The sequence below is a fragment of the Nocardia sp. CDC160 genome, from assembly GCF_035818795.1.
In the GTDB taxonomy this organism is placed as follows: domain Bacteria; phylum Actinomycetota; class Actinomycetes; order Mycobacteriales; family Mycobacteriaceae; genus Nocardia.
In genome coordinates this window covers 949,559-965,862 of record NZ_JAYKYT010000002.1, presented here as the reverse complement: position 1 = coordinate 965,862, position 16,304 = coordinate 949,559, and the positions used below count along the sequence as shown (strand labels likewise).

At 68.1% G+C, this 16,304-nt stretch carries 17 protein-coding genes; 10 read left to right on the top strand and 7 right to left on the bottom strand.

What is annotated here, in order from left to right:
- Nucleotides 1-32: 32 nt before the first annotated feature.
- On the bottom strand, nt 33-671 hold the full coding sequence (locus tag VMT40_RS11970) for a PadR family transcriptional regulator (RefSeq protein WP_326358039.1): 639 nt from the start codon (nt 669-671) through the stop codon (nt 33-35).
- Between the two features lie 37 nt (nt 672-708).
- Complete coding sequence (locus VMT40_RS11965; RefSeq protein WP_326358038.1) at nt 709-1,542, bottom strand: IclR family transcriptional regulator; 834 nt, start codon at nt 1,540-1,542, stop codon at nt 709-711.
- 232 nt (nt 1,543-1,774) lie between these two features.
- Between VMT40_RS11965 and VMT40_RS11960 the strand changes: the two genes are divergently transcribed.
- From VMT40_RS11960 to VMT40_RS11935, 6 genes are all read left to right on the top strand, one after another.
- Nucleotides 1,775-2,278 (top strand): flavin reductase family protein, encoded by a 504-nt coding sequence (locus VMT40_RS11960; protein ID WP_326358037.1) that lies wholly within the window; start codon nt 1,775-1,777, stop codon nt 2,276-2,278.
- An 85-nt stretch (nt 2,279-2,363) separates the two neighbouring features.
- Nucleotides 2,364-3,503, top strand: coding sequence for a Rieske 2Fe-2S domain-containing protein (locus VMT40_RS11955; RefSeq protein WP_326358036.1), 1,140 nt, complete (start codon nt 2,364-2,366; stop codon nt 3,501-3,503).
- Nucleotides 3,504-3,514: 11 nt separating this feature from the next.
- Complete coding sequence (locus VMT40_RS11950; protein ID WP_326358035.1) at nt 3,515-3,760, top strand: hypothetical protein; 246 nt, start codon at nt 3,515-3,517, stop codon at nt 3,758-3,760.
- Nucleotides 3,761-3,954: 194 nt separating this feature from the next.
- Complete coding sequence (locus VMT40_RS11945) at nt 3,955-5,037, top strand: 2Fe-2S iron-sulfur cluster-binding protein (protein WP_442789976.1); 1,083 nt, start codon at nt 3,955-3,957, stop codon at nt 5,035-5,037.
- A 19-nt stretch (nt 5,038-5,056) separates the two neighbouring features.
- Complete coding sequence (locus tag VMT40_RS11940) at nt 5,057-5,935, top strand: VOC family protein (protein WP_326311838.1); 879 nt, start codon at nt 5,057-5,059, stop codon at nt 5,933-5,935.
- A 33-nt stretch (nt 5,936-5,968) separates the two neighbouring features.
- Nucleotides 5,969-7,000 carry a zinc-binding dehydrogenase gene (locus tag VMT40_RS11935; protein WP_326358033.1) on the top strand — a complete coding sequence of 344 codons (1,032 nt, stop codon included), beginning with the start codon at nt 5,969-5,971 and terminating at the stop codon, nt 6,998-7,000.
- Here VMT40_RS11935 and VMT40_RS11930 read toward each other — a convergent pair.
- Nucleotides 6,973-7,824 carry a class I SAM-dependent methyltransferase gene (locus VMT40_RS11930; RefSeq protein WP_326358032.1) on the bottom strand — a complete coding sequence of 284 codons (852 nt, stop codon included), beginning with the start codon at nt 7,822-7,824 and terminating at the stop codon, nt 6,973-6,975. The genes VMT40_RS11935 and VMT40_RS11930 overlap by 28 nt on opposite strands.
- A gap of 126 nt (nt 7,825-7,950) precedes the next feature.
- Nucleotides 7,951-9,651: a nitroreductase family deazaflavin-dependent oxidoreductase gene (locus VMT40_RS11925; RefSeq protein ID WP_326358031.1), complete on the bottom strand. Its 1,701-nt coding sequence runs from the start codon at nt 9,649-9,651 to the stop codon at nt 7,951-7,953.
- Nucleotides 9,652-9,781: 130 nt separating this feature from the next.
- Between VMT40_RS11925 and VMT40_RS11920 the strand changes: the two genes are divergently transcribed.
- Nucleotides 9,782-10,357 (top strand): TetR/AcrR family transcriptional regulator, encoded by a 576-nt coding sequence (locus VMT40_RS11920; RefSeq protein ID WP_326358030.1) that lies wholly within the window; start codon nt 9,782-9,784, stop codon nt 10,355-10,357.
- 3 nt (nt 10,358-10,360) lie between these two features.
- On the opposite strand, the gene VMT40_RS11915 is transcribed toward VMT40_RS11920, so the two are convergent.
- The 3 genes from VMT40_RS11915 to VMT40_RS11905 form a co-directional block, all read right to left on the bottom strand.
- Nucleotides 10,361-11,107, bottom strand: coding sequence for a short-chain dehydrogenase/reductase (locus VMT40_RS11915; RefSeq protein WP_326358029.1), 747 nt, complete (start codon nt 11,105-11,107; stop codon nt 10,361-10,363).
- A gap of 112 nt (nt 11,108-11,219) precedes the next feature.
- The gene (locus VMT40_RS11910; RefSeq protein ID WP_326358028.1) at nt 11,220-12,092 is read right to left on the bottom strand and encodes a ribokinase; all 873 of its coding nucleotides are present in this window, start codon (nt 12,090-12,092) and stop codon (nt 11,220-11,222) included.
- Entirely contained in the window at nt 12,089-13,606 is a 1,518-nt protein-coding gene (locus VMT40_RS11905; RefSeq protein ID WP_326358027.1) for an MFS transporter, read from the bottom strand. Before VMT40_RS11905 ends, VMT40_RS11910 begins: the two co-directional genes overlap by 4 nt.
- 156 nt (nt 13,607-13,762) lie before the next feature.
- On the opposite strand from VMT40_RS11905, the gene VMT40_RS11900 reads away from it, so the two are divergent.
- From VMT40_RS11900 to VMT40_RS11890, 3 genes are read left to right on the top strand one after another with little or no spacing between them, the layout of a single operon-like run.
- Nucleotides 13,763-14,044, top strand: coding sequence for a hypothetical protein (locus VMT40_RS11900; RefSeq protein ID WP_326358026.1), 282 nt, complete (start codon nt 13,763-13,765; stop codon nt 14,042-14,044).
- A gap of 16 nt (nt 14,045-14,060) precedes the next feature.
- On the top strand, nt 14,061-15,329 hold the full coding sequence (locus VMT40_RS11895; protein ID WP_326358025.1) for a glutamate-5-semialdehyde dehydrogenase: 1,269 nt from the start codon (nt 14,061-14,063) through the stop codon (nt 15,327-15,329).
- A 31-nt stretch (nt 15,330-15,360) separates the two neighbouring features.
- Nucleotides 15,361-16,242, top strand: a complete 882-nt coding sequence (locus VMT40_RS11890) for an AAA family ATPase (protein WP_326358024.1) — start codon at nt 15,361-15,363, stop codon at nt 16,240-16,242.
- Nucleotides 16,243-16,304 lie beyond the last annotated feature (62 nt).

The following is a 16,304-nucleotide window of genomic DNA, read 5'->3' as shown; positions in this document are numbered from 1 at the left end:
GACCGTTTCCCGTCGACTATGAGTAAGTCCGTTCAGTGGGAATCGTTGGAATTCTGCTTCTTCGCAGGTCTGCGGCGGCTACGCTGTCTCGCCAATTTGTCCAAATCCTTCAGCAGGTCCTCGGCGAATTCCTTTTCCGCCTCGTAATGCTTGACGCACCAGCGCAATACCGCGCTCGGATACGCCCAGTCCGGATTCACCTCCGCGCCGTCGGCGTCGGCCAGGGCGCGTCGCCGCATGGTCTCGGTGTATTCGATGTGCTGGGTGAGGATTTCACGCATGCGCTCGGGTTCGGCGAGGTGCCCGAGCCAGGCCCGCAGCATCACACTGTGTTTGAGCACCGGGGCCTCGACGGGGGAGTGATTGACCCACTGCGCGGCCGCGTCGCGCCCACTCTCGGTAATGGCGTACATGCGTTTGCCGCGCATGCCGTCCTCGGAGACGACGGTGCGCGAGGTCGCGTAGCCGTGCTTTTCCAAACGTTTGAGTTCGGCGTAGATCTGGCTGAACGACGGGCTCCAGTAGAAGAATTGCAAACTCCAGTCGGCCCATTTCTTCAGGTCGTATCCGGAGAGTTCGTCGGCGTGCGAGAGCATTCCCAGGACGGCCCACGCCGTGGTCGGCAGCTCCGGAATCGCCTGTGCCGCATCGGCGGGCCCGCCATCGGTCATCATCGAACTGTATCGCCCCCGCATGCCCCGACTCCCCTCAACGCCAGTGGGCGCGACGCGGGAACAGGGTGCGACCGGCCTCGTGCGCGACCTCGAGCACCACGCGGGCCAGCCGGTCGTAGCTCATGCCGTCGGCGCGACCGGAGAGCGAGAGCGCGGCGGGCGCGGTGCCCCGGCCCCGCAAGGGCGCTGCCACACAGGCGATTCCGGCCACGGCCTCCTCGCGGTCGATGGCCACGCCCTGACGCATGCGGATCTGGGTGAGCTCCCGGGTCAGCGCCTCGGGCTCGCAGATGGTGCGCGGGGTCAGGCGCGGCAGCCGGGTGCGCAGCGCGGCCTCGGCGATATTCGGCTCCAGACAGGCGAGCATGGCCTTGCCGAGAGCGGTTGCGTGCGCGGGCATTCGGCCGCCGAGGCGCGTGGGCAGGCTCGCGGCGAAGCGGCCGCCCGCCTTGTCCAGGTACACCACGTCGCGCCCGTCGAGCACGGCCAGGTGCCCGACCATGCCGGTGCGCTGGCTCAGCTCGTGTAGCAGCGGGGACACCGCGTCGCGAATCTCGTTGTGGTCGGCGGTGAGTCCGCCGAGTTCGAGGGCGCGCATGCCGAGCCGGTAGCCGCCCGAGGTGTGGGCCAGCCAGCGCAGCTTGATCATCTGGTCCAGGATACGGTGCACGGTGGACCGCGGCAGCCCGGTGCGCTCGACCAGGCCGAGCAGGGTGAGCGTGGGGGTGGAGGCATCGAAAGCGTCCAGGATCAAGGTCATCCGCTCGATCATCGAGACGGGGACTTCGGCGCTGGCGCGGGAATCCTTGGCGCGCATGGGGTTGTGGCTGGGTCGAGCTTCCGCCGGGGGCAGCAGGGCGACGGACATGGGTACCTCCGTTGGTCATATCCAGTCTAGGTCTATTCCGATTAGGCATGTGCCTGGTTCGGAGCGTGTGCTACCAGTCACAGTGCCCTGCGCCACACGCCGGGGAATCGGGGGAACTACGTAAAAGCTACGCATACGGGTCCCGATCACCGAACCACGGAGTTGACGGCTCCGGTCCACGACCTGCTGTCATGACTTCTAGCTATATTTCGGATCGAAATAAGGAGGGCCCGTGGACCCGGTCCTGGACCTGTCTCCGGCCATCGACGCGACGGCTTTCAAGACCGTGCTGGGGCGCTTCGCCTCGGGAGTCACCGTGATTACAGCCCTTGACGAGGGTGAACCCGTCGGCTTCGCCTGCCAATCGTTCGCCTCGCTGTCCATCGACCCGCCGCTGGTGAGCTTCTTCCCGGCGCGTACCTCGAGCACCTGGCCGAGAATCCGTGCGGCGGGCCGGTTCTGCGTGAACATCCTGGCCGATCACCAGGACGAGATCTGCCGTCAGCTCGGGCGGCCGGGGCCCGACAAGTTCGCCGGAATCGAGTGGACGGCTTCGGCGAACGGTTCGCCCCTGCTCGCCGGGGCCCTGGCCTCCATCGACTGCGACCTGCACGACGAGGTGGACGGCGGCGACCACACCATTGTCATCGGCCGCGTGACCGGCCTGAACGAGCATTCCGAGGCGCGCCCGCTGCTGTTCTACCGCGCGGCGTTCAACCGTCTCGCAGACCAGTAGCAACCTCCCGGCCAGTGAGACTGCGCTGTCGCCGCCGTCACCTCGGCCGCAACCATTTCAAGCAAGGCAAGGGAGAGGAATTCACATGACCACCGCGGAATCCGAAGTGCGCGTCATCGATTCGGGCAAGCCCCCGACGCGATTCGCGCGCGGCTGGCACTGCCTGGGTCTGGCCGAGACCTTCCGCGACGGAAAGCCGCACACCGTCAAGGCTTTCGGCACCGAGATCGTGGTGTTCGCCGCCGAGGACGGCACCCTCAATGTGCTCAACGCCTACTGCCCGCACATGGGCGGCAACCTGGCCGACGGCACCGTAAAGGGCGACTCCATCGCCTGCCCGTTCCACGACTGGCGCTGGAACGGCAAGGGCAAGTGCACCGGCATCCCCTACGCGCGCCGCGTGCCGCCGCTGGCCCGCACCAAGGCGTGGCCGACCATGGTCGAGAACAAGATGCTGTTCGTCTGGAACGATCCGGAGGGCAAGCAGCCCCCGGCCGAGCTGGCGATTCCGCGCATCGACGCCGCCTTCGACGACGAGTGGACCGACTGGACCTGGAATTCCATGATCGTGGACGCCAACTGTCGCGAGGTCGTCGACAACGTGGTGGACATGGCACACTTCTTCTACGTGCACTACGGCTTTCCGACCTTCTTCAAGAACGTCTTCGAGGGCCACACCGCCAGCCAGTTCATGACCTCGGTCTCGCGCGAGGACATGATGGGTGAGACCGCCAAGGCGCTGGGCGGCAAGAACGTGCTGCATTCGGAGGCCGCGTACCACGGGCCGTCCTACATGATCGATTACCTGAAGAGCGAGAGCCCGAACGGCCTTGTCGTCGAGGGTTATCTGATCAACTGCCACTACCCGGTCAACGAGAACCAGTTCGTGCTCATGTACGGCGCGATCGCCAAGAAGCCCTCGGGGGTGACGCCCGAGCAGGCGCAGGAGATCGCCGAGAAGTTCGTCGGCGGACTGGGCAGGGGCTTCGAGCAGGACGCGGCCATCTGGAAGCGCAAGTCCCGCATCAACAATCCGCTGCTGTGCGAGGAGGACGGGCCGGTCTATCAGCTGCGTCGCTGGTACGAGCAGTTCTATGTGGATGTGGCCGACGTCAAGGACGAGATGACCGATCGGTTCGAGTACGAGGTGGACACCACCCGCGCGGTCACCGCGTGGGAGGCGGAGGTCGCCGACAATCTCGCCAAGCGTGCCGCGAACGCCTGAGAGGCACTGCGATGGACAAGGTTTCGTGCGGGTCCTGCGGGACGTGTGTGCTGGTGGAGAAGTACAGCGATCAGCACACCAGCGTGCAATGGAACAAGACCGCGAGGGCGGATTGCACGGAGCTCGCCGGGAACGGCCCGCGACCGCACACCTGCGGCGCATTGCGGGCCAGCATCGATGGGGCGGTGGCGGCGGGCGCGGTGCATGTGAGCACCCGCGATGTGGATGTGCGTACCCGCGGCCGAACCCTGACCTAGAACGGGGCCGCTGCCCCGGGGGAGGCCGCCCGGCGTCGTCGGCGGTCGGCCCTTGGAAGGGGTTACCCGGGCCGTCCGTGAACAAAACGGAAACCCCTCCGAAACGACTGTGTCACAGGTCACATTCCGGCGGCGGTCGGTGTGCAAACAGCAAGTACAGGAATGGAACTGGTGGAGCGATGACGGTGACGGATATGGACGCGATCGCCGTGCCGGAAAAGGACGCTATCGCGTCGGCGCGGGCCGCGGGCGTCGCGACCGTGCGCATCGTGCGCGTGGTCCGGGAGACCGCGGACGCGGTGTCGCTCGAGCTCGCTCCCGAGTCCGCCGACGCCGAGCGGTTCGCCTATCGGCCCGGCCAGTTCCTGACCCTGCGCATCCCCAGCGACCTGACCGGTTCGGTGAGCCGCTGCTACTCGCTGTCGAGTGCGCCGCACGAGGACGGCCCGCTGCGGGTGACCGTCAAACGCACCGTCGACGGCTACGGCTCGAACTGGCTGTGCGACAACGCCGCCGAGGGCATGACACTGGACGTCCTGCCACCCGCCGGAATCTTCACCCCGGAGTCACTGGACACCGATCTGCTGCTCTTCGCGGGCGGCAGCGGCATCACCCCGGTGCTGTCCATCCTGAAATCCGTGCTCGCGCGGGGCACGGGCCATTGCACGCTGATTTACGCCAATCAGCACGAGAATTCGGTTATCTTCGCCGCACAGCTCGCGGAACTGGCGGCCACGCACCCGGATCGACTGCTGGTGCTGCACTGGCTGCAGTCGGTCCAGGGGCTGCCGAGCGTGGCCGGCCTGGCCGCGTTGGCCCGTCCGTGGGCGGGCCGGGAGGTTTTCGTCTGCGGTCCCGGCCCGTTCATGGACGCGGTCGCGGCGGCCATGGCCGAGCTCGGCGCGCCGCGCAAGCGCGTGCACATCGAGAGGTTCGTCTCGCTGTCGGGCAATCCGTTCGAGAGCGACACCGCCGCAGGCGATGTCGTGATCGACGACGGGGATGCCGCGATCGTGCGGGTCGAGCTGGACGGCGAGCAGCACGAGCTCACCTGGCCGCGGCGGCAAACCCTGCTCGACACCATGCTCGCCGAGGGCCTCGACGCGCCCTACTCCTGCAAGGAGGGCGCGTGCAGCGCCTGCGTCTGCCGGGTCGTCTCCGGTGAGGTGAGCATGCGCCGCAACGAGATTCTCGAAGCGGCCGACATCGCCGACGGCTATGTGCTTGCCTGCCAGGCCGTTCCGGTCACCGACGACGTCACCGTCACCTACGACTGATATTCGCGAGGAGTACACCATGGCCGCATTCGCCTCCCTCGGCTACGTGCGCGCCCACATCGCCGATGTGGACGCCTGGCGCGCATTCGCCTTCGACACCATCGGTTTCGCCGAGGGCACCGGGCCCAACCCGGACTCGATCTACCTGCGCGTGGACGAGCACACCTACCGCTTCGAGCTGGTGCCCGGTGAGCGCGACGCGGTCATCGCCGTCGGCTGGCAGGTCGCCGATCGCCGCTCGCTGCACCTGGTGCGCGAGACCCTGGAGAAGGCAGGGGTCGCGGTGGCCACGCTGTCGGTGGCCGAGGCCGCCAACCGGCATGTCGAGGAGGCCATCTCCTTCGTCGACCCGTCCGGGTTCACCATCGAGGTCTTCCACGGGCCGCTGCTGGATCACTCGCCCGTGGTCGGCAAGTTCGGAAACCGTTTCGTCACCGGCGATCTCGGGCTCGGCCACGTGGTGCTGCCGGTGCGCGACATCGAGGAGGCGCGGCAGTTCTACACCGACGTACTGGGCTTCGCCTCGCGCGGCTCGTTCCGCGTCGGCCCGCCCGAGCATCCCATCTGGATCCGCTTCCTGGGTGTGAACCCGCGCCACCACAGCCTGGCGCTGATTCCGGGCTCGCGGCCGGACGGGCCGGGCATCGTGCACGTCATGGTCGAGGTCGATGCGCTCGACGATGTCGGTCGGGCGCTGGATCGCGTGAACAAGGCGGGCTACCACCTGTCCTCCACGCTGGGCCGCCACACCAATGACAAGATGATCTCCTTCTACGTCCGCACCCCCGGCAACTGGGATCTCGAATTCGGTTGCGAGGGAATGCTGGTCGGCGACGACTATGTCGCCGAGGAAATGACCGCCGACAGCTACTGGGGCCACGAGTGGGCCCGGGGCTGACACCGCCTGCGTCCGGAACGGAAGGACACTCCTATGCGCGCCGTAGTCATGCGCAATCGCACACTCGTGGTGGACGAGGTGCCCGAGCCGGTGCCCGGGCCCGGGCAGGTGCTCGTCGAGACCATCGCCTGCGGGATCTGCGGATCCGATAAGCAGGCCCTCGATTACACCGACGAATTCCTGCAGGCCTCACGGGATTCCGGGGTGCCGACCTTCCTGTTCGACCCGCATCGGGATGTGGTGATGGGGCACGAGCTGGCCGCGCGGGTCATCGGCGCGGGACCGGACACGCCGTTCGTCGAGGGCCAGAACGTGGTCGCGCTGCCGTGGGCCCTCGATACGGCGGGCGGGATTCACGGCGTCGGCTACTCCAATGAGTTCCCCGGCGGCTACGGCGAGCGAATGGTGTTGCAGGCCATGGCCTTGGAACCCATCCCCGAGCACGTGCCGCCGCACGTGGCGGCCATGACCGAGCCGCTGGCCGTCGGCTTCGGCAATGTGGCCCGCACCGGCATCGGACCCGAGGGTACCGGCATCGTGATCGGTTGCGGCCCCGTCGGTTTGGGTGCGGTCGCGGCGCTGGCCGAGCGTGGCGTCGCCCCGATCGTGGCCTCGGATCCTTCCAAGCTCCGCCGCGAAGCCGCCCAGCGCCTGGGCGCGCACCGCATCGTGGATCCCGCCCGCGAGGACCCGATCGAGGTCTGGCGGGAACTCGCCGCACCCGGCCAGAAGCTGCACGTCTGGGTCTGCGCCTCGGTCCCCGGCCTCCTCAATGACCTCATGTACAAGGTCCCCCGCGAAACCGTCATCCTGCAGATCGGCGCCGTCATGACCGACGACGTCATCCGCCCGATCGTCGGCATCTACAAGGACATCTCCCTCCAGATGTGCATGGTCTACCCGCACGAGGAATACGCGAAGACCTTGCACCGCATAGCCGATGGCACCGTGGACGCCGCCTCGCTGATCACCGACGAGGTCGGGTTGGACGGCGTCGCCGGTGCCATCGAATCACTGCGCAATCCGGACGATCACATTCAGATCCTGGTCCGCCCGGAGTTGTGAGCCCGCACCAGTCGGCAGAAGTCGGCGGGGTGCAGGGCGTCGTCGCGCCGCCAGAGGGCGGCGTCGACGGCATCGCGTTGCGAAACATGTGCCGCCACTGTGAAACCGGTGCATTCGAGCAGCGCGGTCACGGTGTCGGGGGAGAAGAAGCTGAGCATGGGTTCGCCCTGCCCGGCGGTGGCGGCCAGGGCGAATTCGGCATAGACGCGGCCGGATTCATCGCGCAGTTCCGGAAGTACCGCGTATTCCATGACCAATTCCGTTCCGGGAGCGAAGCCGGACAGGGTCGAGAGGGTGGTCGCGATGGCAGACTCGGTGAGGTACATGGTGACGCCGAGCCAGCTCACCAGGGCCGGACGCTTCGGATCGAAGCCGTGGGCGGTTAGTTCGGCAGCCAGGTCGTCTCGTTCGAAATCCACACCGACGAATTCGACCGTGGCGGTGTCGATTCCGGCGGTGGACAGCAGCTCCCGTTTCCACGCCTGGGTGGCCGGATGGTCGACCTCGTACACCGCCACCCGCCCGGCCAGCGGTGATCGGTAGGCGAAGGTGTCCAGGCCCGCGCCCAGGATCACGTACTGCTCGAAACCCGCGGCCAACCGGGCCTCGGTGTAGTGGCTGCGGGCATTGACCTGGGCGCGAGTGCCGCTGAGCACCGGGTGATCGCCGGACTCGCGGTGGTAGGCGATGAGTTCGGCGGCCCGGTCGCCCAGCAGCGTCTCGGCCACGGTGTCTCGGAACAGGTGCGGTTCGCGGTCCACGATCAGATGCGCCGCGCGACCGGCCGCCGCCATCATCGCGGTCCGGCTCGGGCCGTTCTCCATCGAATTCTCCCTACGTCATCGGTCGGCTGAATTACCGCGAGAACCGATGGTAGGCAGGAAAATTCGAATTCGCTTTCACCATATCACACGAAAGTAAATTCTCGATTACGGTGAAACGGCTGTGAATTATCGATCCGTGAAGGTGATGCGGACCGTGACCGGGTCGCTCTCCAGGGCCGCGAAGACGCCGCGGGTGAAGGGGGCCAGGGCCGGGTGCGGGGCGAAGGTGCGGGTGCGGGCCACCACGTCGTCGTCGGGGAGTAGGACCGCGGTGCCGGTGCGCCAGCCATCGCCCTGGCGGACACGGACATTCGGGTTGGCGCTGATATTCAGGCCCCAGCCCGAGCGCATGCCGTGCTGGCAGATGGCCCACGCGCCCTCCTCGTCGAAGAGCAGTGACACCGGGACCCGGCGCGGCTCACCGGATTTGCGGCCGATGGTCTCGATCTCGCTGGCGAAGGCGGTGCGCACGCCGATCTTGTCGAGGGCGCGAATCGTCGGATTCATGACATAGCGACCCATGGCGCGCTCCATGCGGAACTTGCGGGCGGCCTTGTCGGCGGCCGACTTGGGAGCGGCGGCGCGCTTGCTGCGGAACGCGTCGAAACCATTGCGGCGCAGCATGGTTACCGCCGTGCGCCAGGGGGAGCGCTCGGGATCGGGATCATTGCCAGCTCCTATCAGATGCATTTGATCGGTGTGCCACTGCAGATCCAGCGCGCCGTCGAAGGACTTCATGCTGCCGTTGGCGGCCAGTCGCGGAGGTAGGCCGAGCGAGATCGCGCGCGGACGCAAGGCATCGGTGCGCTCGGTGAGCAGATCGTCGGCGGCCGAGGTGAACAGCACGGTCGGGCGGCCCAGGCCGACCACGTCGCAGGTGCCACCGGCGATGGCCTCCGACATGGCCTCGCGGGACCGGAACCCGCCCGTCACCGCGATCGGCACCGAACCCGCCGCCTGTCGCGCGGTCTCGGCGTAGTCGAGAAAGTACGCCTCGCGGGCGCGGGTACTGGCCGACACCGTGCGCGGTCGGCCCATCATGGCGGGGGATTCGTAACTGCCACCGCTGATTTCGAACAGATCGATGTGCTCGGCGGAGAGCTGCTCGATCACCGTGCGCGACTCGTCCTCGGTGAAACCGCCGCGCTGAAAATCGGCCGAATTGAGCTTGATGCCGAGCCCGAAGCCCGGACTCACCGCGGCGCGAATGCTGCGCGCGACCTCGATCACGAAGCGCCGCCGCCGCTCCGGGTCACCGCCCCAGGCGTCGGTGCGCCGATTCGACAGCGGCGAGAGGAACTGCGACACCAGATAGCCGTGCGCGCCGTGAATCTGCACGCCGTCGAAACCGGCGGCCTCCGCGACCCGGGCGGCCCGACCGAAGCGCGCGATGATGTCGAGGATCTCCTCCTCGGTCAGCGCGCGGGGCGCGGGGACACCCGGAATGCCCATGGCAATGGCCGACGGCGCGACCGACCGGGTGCGCGTGACAATCGGATTCGCCTGCCGCCCAGGATGATTCAGCTGCACCCAGACCTTGCTGCCGCCGTCCTTGGCGATCTTGGCCCAACGGGTCAGCGCGCCCAGGTGCCGTTCGTCCTCCATGGCCACATTGCCCGGCTCGCCGCAGTGGCGGCGGTCGACCATCACATTGCCGGTCACGATCAACCCGAACCCGCCGCGACTCCAGCGCCCGTACAGCCGTTCCAGCCGCGCGTCGGGCGCATTCTCGGCGTTCGCCAGACCCTCGCTGAGGGCGGATTTCATAATGCGGTTGGGTAGGACCTGACCACTGGCCAGCGGCAGGGGATCGTGCAGGGTCGGCATGACAGGGCCCCGTTTCTTTTCTTTCGGCACGGTCTCGTCGAAGGTCGAGCGGATGACTACACTAGGTAGACCAATTGGTATATCGACGACGGTAGTACACCGATCGGTATACAGCAAGGAGGAACCGTTCATGGGTGCCCGCGACCGCCTCATCGACAGCGCCATCGCCCTGATGCGCTGCAATGGCATCGCCGGGACCGGCATCGCCCAATTGCTCGACCACAGTGGCATCTCGCGCCGGTCCATCTACCTGAATTTCCCGGGAGGCAAATCCGAGCTGGTCGCCGAGGCCACCCGGGCCGCCGGTCAGGCCTCGAGCGCCCTCATGCGGACCGTCCTGGCGAGCACGGACCTGTCCAGTGCCATTGCCGCCTTCCCGGACATGTGGCGGGAGACGCTGGTTTCGACGGACTTCACCTCCGGATGCCCGATCGTGGCCGCGGCCCTCGGGCGCTCGGAGTCGCCGCAGGCCGCCGACGTGGCGGGGGAGACCTTCACCGAATGGGAGGGCATTCTCGCCGAGCGGCTCGAGGTCGAGGGCGTGGCGCCCGATACCGCGCGGTCGTTGGCGACCACCATCGTGGCCGCCGTCGAGGGCGCGGTCGTCATGTCGCTGGCGACCCGCTCCACCGCGCCCCTGGAACGCGCCGGAAAACAACTGTCCGAGCTGGTTGCCCTGCACACGGGCAAGACCTCGGTGGCCTGAGCCTCAGACCAGGCTGAGTCCGCCGTCGATCGTGACGACGGTGCCGGTGGTGTAACCCGACCGGTCCGACGCGAGAAACGCTGCCATATCCGCGATTTCGCGGGTGTGCGCCGGACGGCCGAACGGGAAGTCGGCGGCCATGTCGGCAAAGCGGGGATTGGTTTCGATGAGCGTGACGATGCGGTCGGTGGCGACCGGGCCCGGATTGATGCCCACCACCCGGATGCCGTCACGCCAGCTCTTGCTGCCCAGTGCCCGGGTGAAGGCCATGAGCGCGGCATTGCCGGTGCTGCCCGCGATGTACTCGGCGTCGGGTCGCTCGCCCGCGGAACCGATGACATTCACGATCACCCCGCGCCCCTGCTCCTTCATGCGCGCGTAGACCAGTCGGCTCAGGTCGATGTAGCCGAACACCTTGAGATCCCAGGCGTGCCGCCACGTCCGCGCGTCGATCGAGGCCAGGTTCCCCGCCGGGATATCGCCCGCATTGTTGACCAGAATGTCCGGTGCCCCAATGTCTTCCAGTAGCGCGTCGATATCCTCGGCCGAGCGCAGATCCACCGGATGGGTGAGGACCCGAACCCCGTGCGCGTCGCGCAATTGCTGGGCCAGCTCATCGAGGCGCTGCTTGTTGCGCGCCGCCAGGTGCAGCGCGCAGCCCTCGGCGGCGAGCACCCGCGCGATCTCCGCGCCGATACCCGCCGACGCGCCGGTCACGAGTGCGGTCCTGCCGCCGAGTCCCAGATCCATGCGGTCCATCTCCTGATTCCGTGATTGAACGTGCGTCCAGGTCAACGAGCGGCCGAATGCCGCCGGTTATTCCCGGGGCCGCCCTCGGGCACGAGAAGTCCGTTGTGCCGGTTCACCTGTCCGGCGAGCCGAGCGCTCGCCGAATCTCCTCGAACTCCGGAATCGAGGTGCTGGCACCCAGTTTCGTCGTGGCCAGTGCCCCCGCCGTGCACGCCCAGGCCAGCGCGGTCTCGGGGCCTTCGTGCCAGTGCGCGGCGAGCGCGCCGGTGAACGAATCACCCGCGCCGGTGGTGTCCACGACCCGCACCGGAACGCCGGGATGCGAGAGGGTGCGCCCGTCCGGGCCGCGATAGGAGGCCCCGGCGGCACCGAGCGTCGTGATGACATGGGGAACGTCGGCGAGGTCCGCCTTCAGCCGCGCCGCCTCACCCTCGTTCACGACCGCCACATCGACTTCCGCCCACAATTCGGCCGGAAGGTCTTGCGCCGGAGACGGATTCAACAGCACGACGGTCCCGTTCGCCCGTGCGTGCCGCGCCGCGGCGAGCACGGTCTCGACCGGAATCTCCAGCTGGCACATGAGCACATCGGCGGCCGCGATCGAATCCAGGTCGCCCGCGGTCAATTCCGTCATCCGCCCATTGGCACCTGCCACCACGATGATGGTGTTCTCACCGTCGCCGTCGACCACAATGCTCGCGATCCCGCTCGGACCGTCCACCGCCCGCAGCCGACCAACCCCGATCCCGGCGTCGCTCAACACTTTCCGCAGCGCGGCCGCGAACACATCCCCGCCGACGGCCCCCACGAACTCGACCTCACCCCCGGCCCGCCGCGCCGCGATCGCCTGATTCGAGCCTTTTCCGCCCGGCACCAGCGCGAATCCGTCGCCCGAGACGGTCTCCCCGGCCTCCGGCCGCCGTTCGACGGTCGTCACCAGATCCATATTGATGCTGCCCACCACCACAATCCGCGCTGCGGTCATGCGGGCTCGTTTCCAGCCGCGGGGGAGTGGCGCGGTTCCAGGGGCGGGCTGACGACGGCGGAGAAGGTGCGGCATTCGGGTTCGCACTCGGGTGGGGCGGTGCGCAGGGCGTCGTCGCGAACGGTGAGGAAGGCCAGGGCCGCGGCCGCGACCATGAGGATGACGGAGGTGACGATGGCGACGCGGAAGCCGTGATCGAAGTCGGCGGGGTTGGTGTAGGCGGCGCCGGTGAGTCCAGCCAGCGGCGGAATCGCGGCCACCGCGAGCAGACCGGCGGCGCGGGCCACGGCGTTGTTGACGCCGCTGGCCACGCCCGCGTGCCGCTCGTCGGCGGTGGCGAGGACGGTGGCGGTGAGCGGGGCGACCGCGAGCACCAGGCCGAGGCCGAAAACCAGTGCGGCGGGCAGGACATCGCGCAGGTAGGAGGTGTGCACGCCGATGCGGGTCATGAGCAGCATGCCCGCCGCGGCCACCAGCACGCCGACGGTGATCGGCCACCGCGGGCCGATGCGCTGGGCCAGCGCACCGGAACGGGCCGAGAACAACAGCATGAGCACCGTCACCGGGAGCATGGCCGTGCCCGCCGCGATCGGGCTGAAACCGGCCACCACCTGCAGGGTCAGCACCAGCAGGAAGAAGACCACGCTCATGGCCCCGTACATGACGAAGGTGACCACATTGATGGCGCTGAACTGCTTGGAGGCGAACACGTCCACCGGCAGCATGGCCGAGGGATCGTGCCCGGCGCGCGAGCGTCGCCGCTCCACCACCACGAAGGCCGCTCCGGCCACGACGCCCACAATGGCGCCGCCCCACACCAGTATTCGATTCGCGTCGTGCTCGGGAGCCATGGTCAGCGCATAGGTGATCCCGGCCAGGCAGGCGGCCGCGAGCACCGCGCCCAGCACATCGAATCGCCCGCGCGCCTGCGCATCCCGGGTCTCGGGCACATGCCGGGCCGTCACCGCGACCACCACCGCGGCCAGCGGAATATTGAGCAGGAACACCCACCGCCAGCCCGCCGCCTGCACCAGCCAGCCGCCCAGGAACGGTCCGATGGCACCGGCCACGCCGCCCAGCCCGGACCAGGCCCCGACCGCGCGGGCCCGCTCGTCGGGCCGGAACGAGGCCTGAATGATGGCCAGCGACCCGGGTGTCAGCAGCGCACCGCCGATGCCCTGCAGGGCGCGCGCCGCGATCAGCATCGAAACGTCCTGCGCCGCACCGCACAGGGCCGAGGCGATGGCGAACCACACCACGCCGATGAGGAATACCTTCCGCCGCCCGAACCGGTCGCCCAGCGATCCGCCGAGCAGGATCAGCCCGGCCAGGGTCAGCGTGTAGGCGTTCACAGTCCACTGCAGTCCGGCCATGGACGCGCCGAACTCGTCACCGATCTTCGGCAGGGCCACATTGACGACGGTCGCGTCCAGCATGGCCATCCCCGAACCGAGGACGGTCGCGAGAAGAACCCATCGGCCGGTGCCCGACGACAACCGGATGCTCGCGGTCATCTGCTCACCGTAGCAAGATCCGCAGCGTGCGACCGGCATCTGAAGGTGTCCTGAAGAAGAGACCGGATCGCTGGGGATCTCGCGGCCGTGGGATTTGAATCATGTTCGCGCTCCGCCACTTTCGGAGCGGTCCCCCGAGATGAAGGTGAATTCGGTATGACCACGACCGCCATTCGACGCACCACCACCCGAGGCCTGCTGGTTCTCGCGGTCCTGACCGCACCCCTGGCCACCACGGCCCTGGCCGCCGCCGATCCGGTACCCCTCACCCAGGGCCCGGCCGTGACCGCGCCGTCGGGGCAGTTCGTCGACGCCGACGACTGGCACTGGTGGCACTGCCACATCCAGCGCGAGTACTGGCGCGAGGGCTGCCGCGACTGGTGGGAGGACCACCACGACCGCGATGACAACCTGCCCCCGACCGGCAGCGGAATGTAGTCAGTAATCTGTTCCCATGACTGCTCCCACGACGACCGACCGGGACGCCGTCCGCGAGGTGGTACACGACTCGGCACGCCGGGCTCGAGTGGCGTCGCGGATCCTGGCTCAGCTCACCACCGCCCAGAAGGACGCCGCACTGCACGCCGCCGCCGACGCGCTGCTCGCGGCCAAGAGCGCGGTGCTGGCCGCCAATGCCGAGGACATCGAGACCGCCAAGGCGGGCGGCACCGCCGACTCGCTGCTGGATCGGCTGCGGCTGACCGAGGCCCGCATCGACGGGATCGCCTCGGGGCTGCGGCAGGTCGCGGGTCTGCCGGATCCGGTGGGCGATGTGGTGCGCGGGTCGACGCTGCCCAACGGTCTGGAGATCCGTCAGGTGCGGGTCCCGCTCGGCGTCGTGGGCATGGTGTACGAGGCGCGGCCGAATGTCACCGTCGACGCCTTCGGGCTGGCCCTGAAGTCGGGTAACGCGGCGCTGCTGCGCGGTTCGTCCTCGGCGGCCAAGTCGAACGCCGCCCTGGTGCAGGTGCTGCGGGAGGCGCTCGAGGCGCAAGGGCTCCCGGCCGACGCCGTGCAGCTGCTGCCGTCGGAGGATCGCTCCAGCGTCACCCATTTGATCCAGGCGCGCGGTCTGGTCGACGTGGTGATTCCGCGTGGCGGCGCGGGCCTGATCAACGCGGTGGTGCGCGACGCGCTGGTGCCGACCATCGAGACCGGCACCGGCAACTGCCACGTCTTCATCCACCGCGACGCCGATCTGGACATGGCCGAGTCCATCCTGATCAATGCCAAGACCCGGCGGCCCTCGGTGTGCAATACCGCCGAGACGGTGCTGATCGACCGTGCCATCGCCGATTTCGCGGTGCCGCGCATGATCAAGGCCCTCGAGGACAAGGGCGTCACCATTCACGGCGACCTGCCCGGGCTGGTGTCCGCCACCGAGACCGACTGGGCCGACGAATACCTGTCCCTCGACATCGCTTTGAAGGTCGTCGACGATCTGGACGCGGCCGTCGAGCACATCAACGAGTGGGGCACCGGCCACACCGAGGCCATCGTGACCGGTAACCTGAAGGCCGCCCGCGAGTTCACCTCTCGCGTGGACGCCGCGGCCGTCATGGTCAACGCCTCCACCGCCTTCACCGACGGCGAGCAGTTCGGCTTCGGTGCGGAGATCGGCATCTCCACGCAGAAGCTGCATGCCCGCGGCCCCATGGGCCTGCCCGAACTGACCTCCACCAAGTGGATCGTGTGGGGCGACGGGCAAATTCGCCCGGTTTAGCCCCGAGCTGTTGATGAAAGGACGGGGGCCCGTGGTCACCACCGCACCCAACCAGGAGCCGATCTTCTCGTCGGTCGACGATGTGATCGAGCGGCTGGGCCACACCGGCTACCTGGCCGACAAGGCCACCGCCACTTCGGTTTTCCTCGCCGATCGGCTCGGCAAGCCACTGCTCATCGAGGGTCCGGCCGGTGTCGGCAAGACCGAGCTGTCCAAGGCCGTCGCGCAGGTCGCGGGCGCGGAACTGGTGCGGCTGCAGTGCTACGAGGGCGTGGACGAGGCCCGCGCCCTCTACGAGTGGAATCACGCCAAGCAGATCCTGCGCATTCAGGCGTCCTCGGAGAACGATTGGGCCGAAACCAAGGCCGATGTCTTCACCGAGGAATTCCTGCTGGAACGCCCGCTGCTGACCGCCATTCGGCGCAGCGAGCCGACCGTGCTGCTCATCGACGAGACCGACAAGGCCGATGTCGAGATCGAGGGCCTGCTGCTCGAGGTGCTGAGCGACTTCTCGGTCACCGTGCCGGAATTGGGGACGATCACCGCCACCCGCAAGCCGTTCGTGGTGTTGACCTCCAACGCCACCCGCGAACTGTCGGAGGCGTTGAAGCGGCGCTGCCTGTACCTGCACATCGATTTCCCGGACGAGGAGCTCGAGCGGCGCATCCTGGCCAGCCGGGTGCCCGAGCTGAAGCCCGCCGTCGCCGCGCAGTTGGTGCGGATCGTGCACGTGCTGCGCGGGATGCAGCTCAAGAAGCTGCCGTCGGTGGCGGAGTCCATCGACTGGGCGCGCACGCTGTTGGCGTTGGGCGCGAAGGATCTCGACGACAAGACGGTGCGCGCGACGCTCGGCGTGGTGCTCAAGCATCAGGCCGATCACGTGCGCGCGCTCAACGAGCTGAAGCTGGCCTGATCGTGGCCGGGGCGTCAGGGCCATCGCAGCGCAGGGAGAGCCCGAAGGGCAGAGAGAACTCC

Coding starts and splice junctions, on each gene's coding strand:
- VMT40_RS11970 (WP_326358039.1), bottom strand. CDS start 671: ATGACCGATGGCGGGCCCGCCGATGCGGCACAGGCGATTCCGGAGCTG.
- VMT40_RS11965 (WP_326358038.1), bottom strand. CDS start 1,542: ATGTCCGTCGCCCTGCTGCCCCCGGCGGAAGCTCGACCCAGCCACAAC.
- VMT40_RS11955 (WP_326358036.1), top strand. CDS start 2,364: ATGACCACCGCGGAATCCGAAGTGCGCGTCATCGATTCGGGCAAGCCC.
- VMT40_RS11950 (WP_326358035.1), top strand. CDS start 3,515: ATGGACAAGGTTTCGTGCGGGTCCTGCGGGACGTGTGTGCTGGTGGAG.
- VMT40_RS11945 (WP_442789976.1), top strand. CDS start 3,955: ATGGACGCGATCGCCGTGCCGGAAAAGGACGCTATCGCGTCGGCGCGG.
- VMT40_RS11940 (WP_326311838.1), top strand. CDS start 5,057: ATGGCCGCATTCGCCTCCCTCGGCTACGTGCGCGCCCACATCGCCGAT.
- VMT40_RS11935 (WP_326358033.1), top strand. CDS start 5,969: ATGCGCGCCGTAGTCATGCGCAATCGCACACTCGTGGTGGACGAGGTG.
- VMT40_RS11930 (WP_326358032.1), bottom strand. CDS start 7,824: ATGGAGAACGGCCCGAGCCGGACCGCGATGATGGCGGCGGCCGGTCGC.
- VMT40_RS11925 (WP_326358031.1), bottom strand. CDS start 9,651: ATGCCGACCCTGCACGATCCCCTGCCGCTGGCCAGTGGTCAGGTCCTA.
- VMT40_RS11920 (WP_326358030.1), top strand. CDS start 9,782: ATGGGTGCCCGCGACCGCCTCATCGACAGCGCCATCGCCCTGATGCGC.
- VMT40_RS11915 (WP_326358029.1), bottom strand. CDS start 11,107: ATGGATCTGGGACTCGGCGGCAGGACCGCACTCGTGACCGGCGCGTCG.
- VMT40_RS11910 (WP_326358028.1), bottom strand. CDS start 12,092: ATGACCGCAGCGCGGATTGTGGTGGTGGGCAGCATCAATATGGATCTG.
- VMT40_RS11905 (WP_326358027.1), bottom strand. CDS start 13,606: ATGACCGCGAGCATCCGGTTGTCGTCGGGCACCGGCCGATGGGTTCTT.
- VMT40_RS11900 (WP_326358026.1), top strand. CDS start 13,763: ATGACCACGACCGCCATTCGACGCACCACCACCCGAGGCCTGCTGGTT.
- VMT40_RS11895 (WP_326358025.1), top strand. CDS start 14,061: ATGACTGCTCCCACGACGACCGACCGGGACGCCGTCCGCGAGGTGGTA.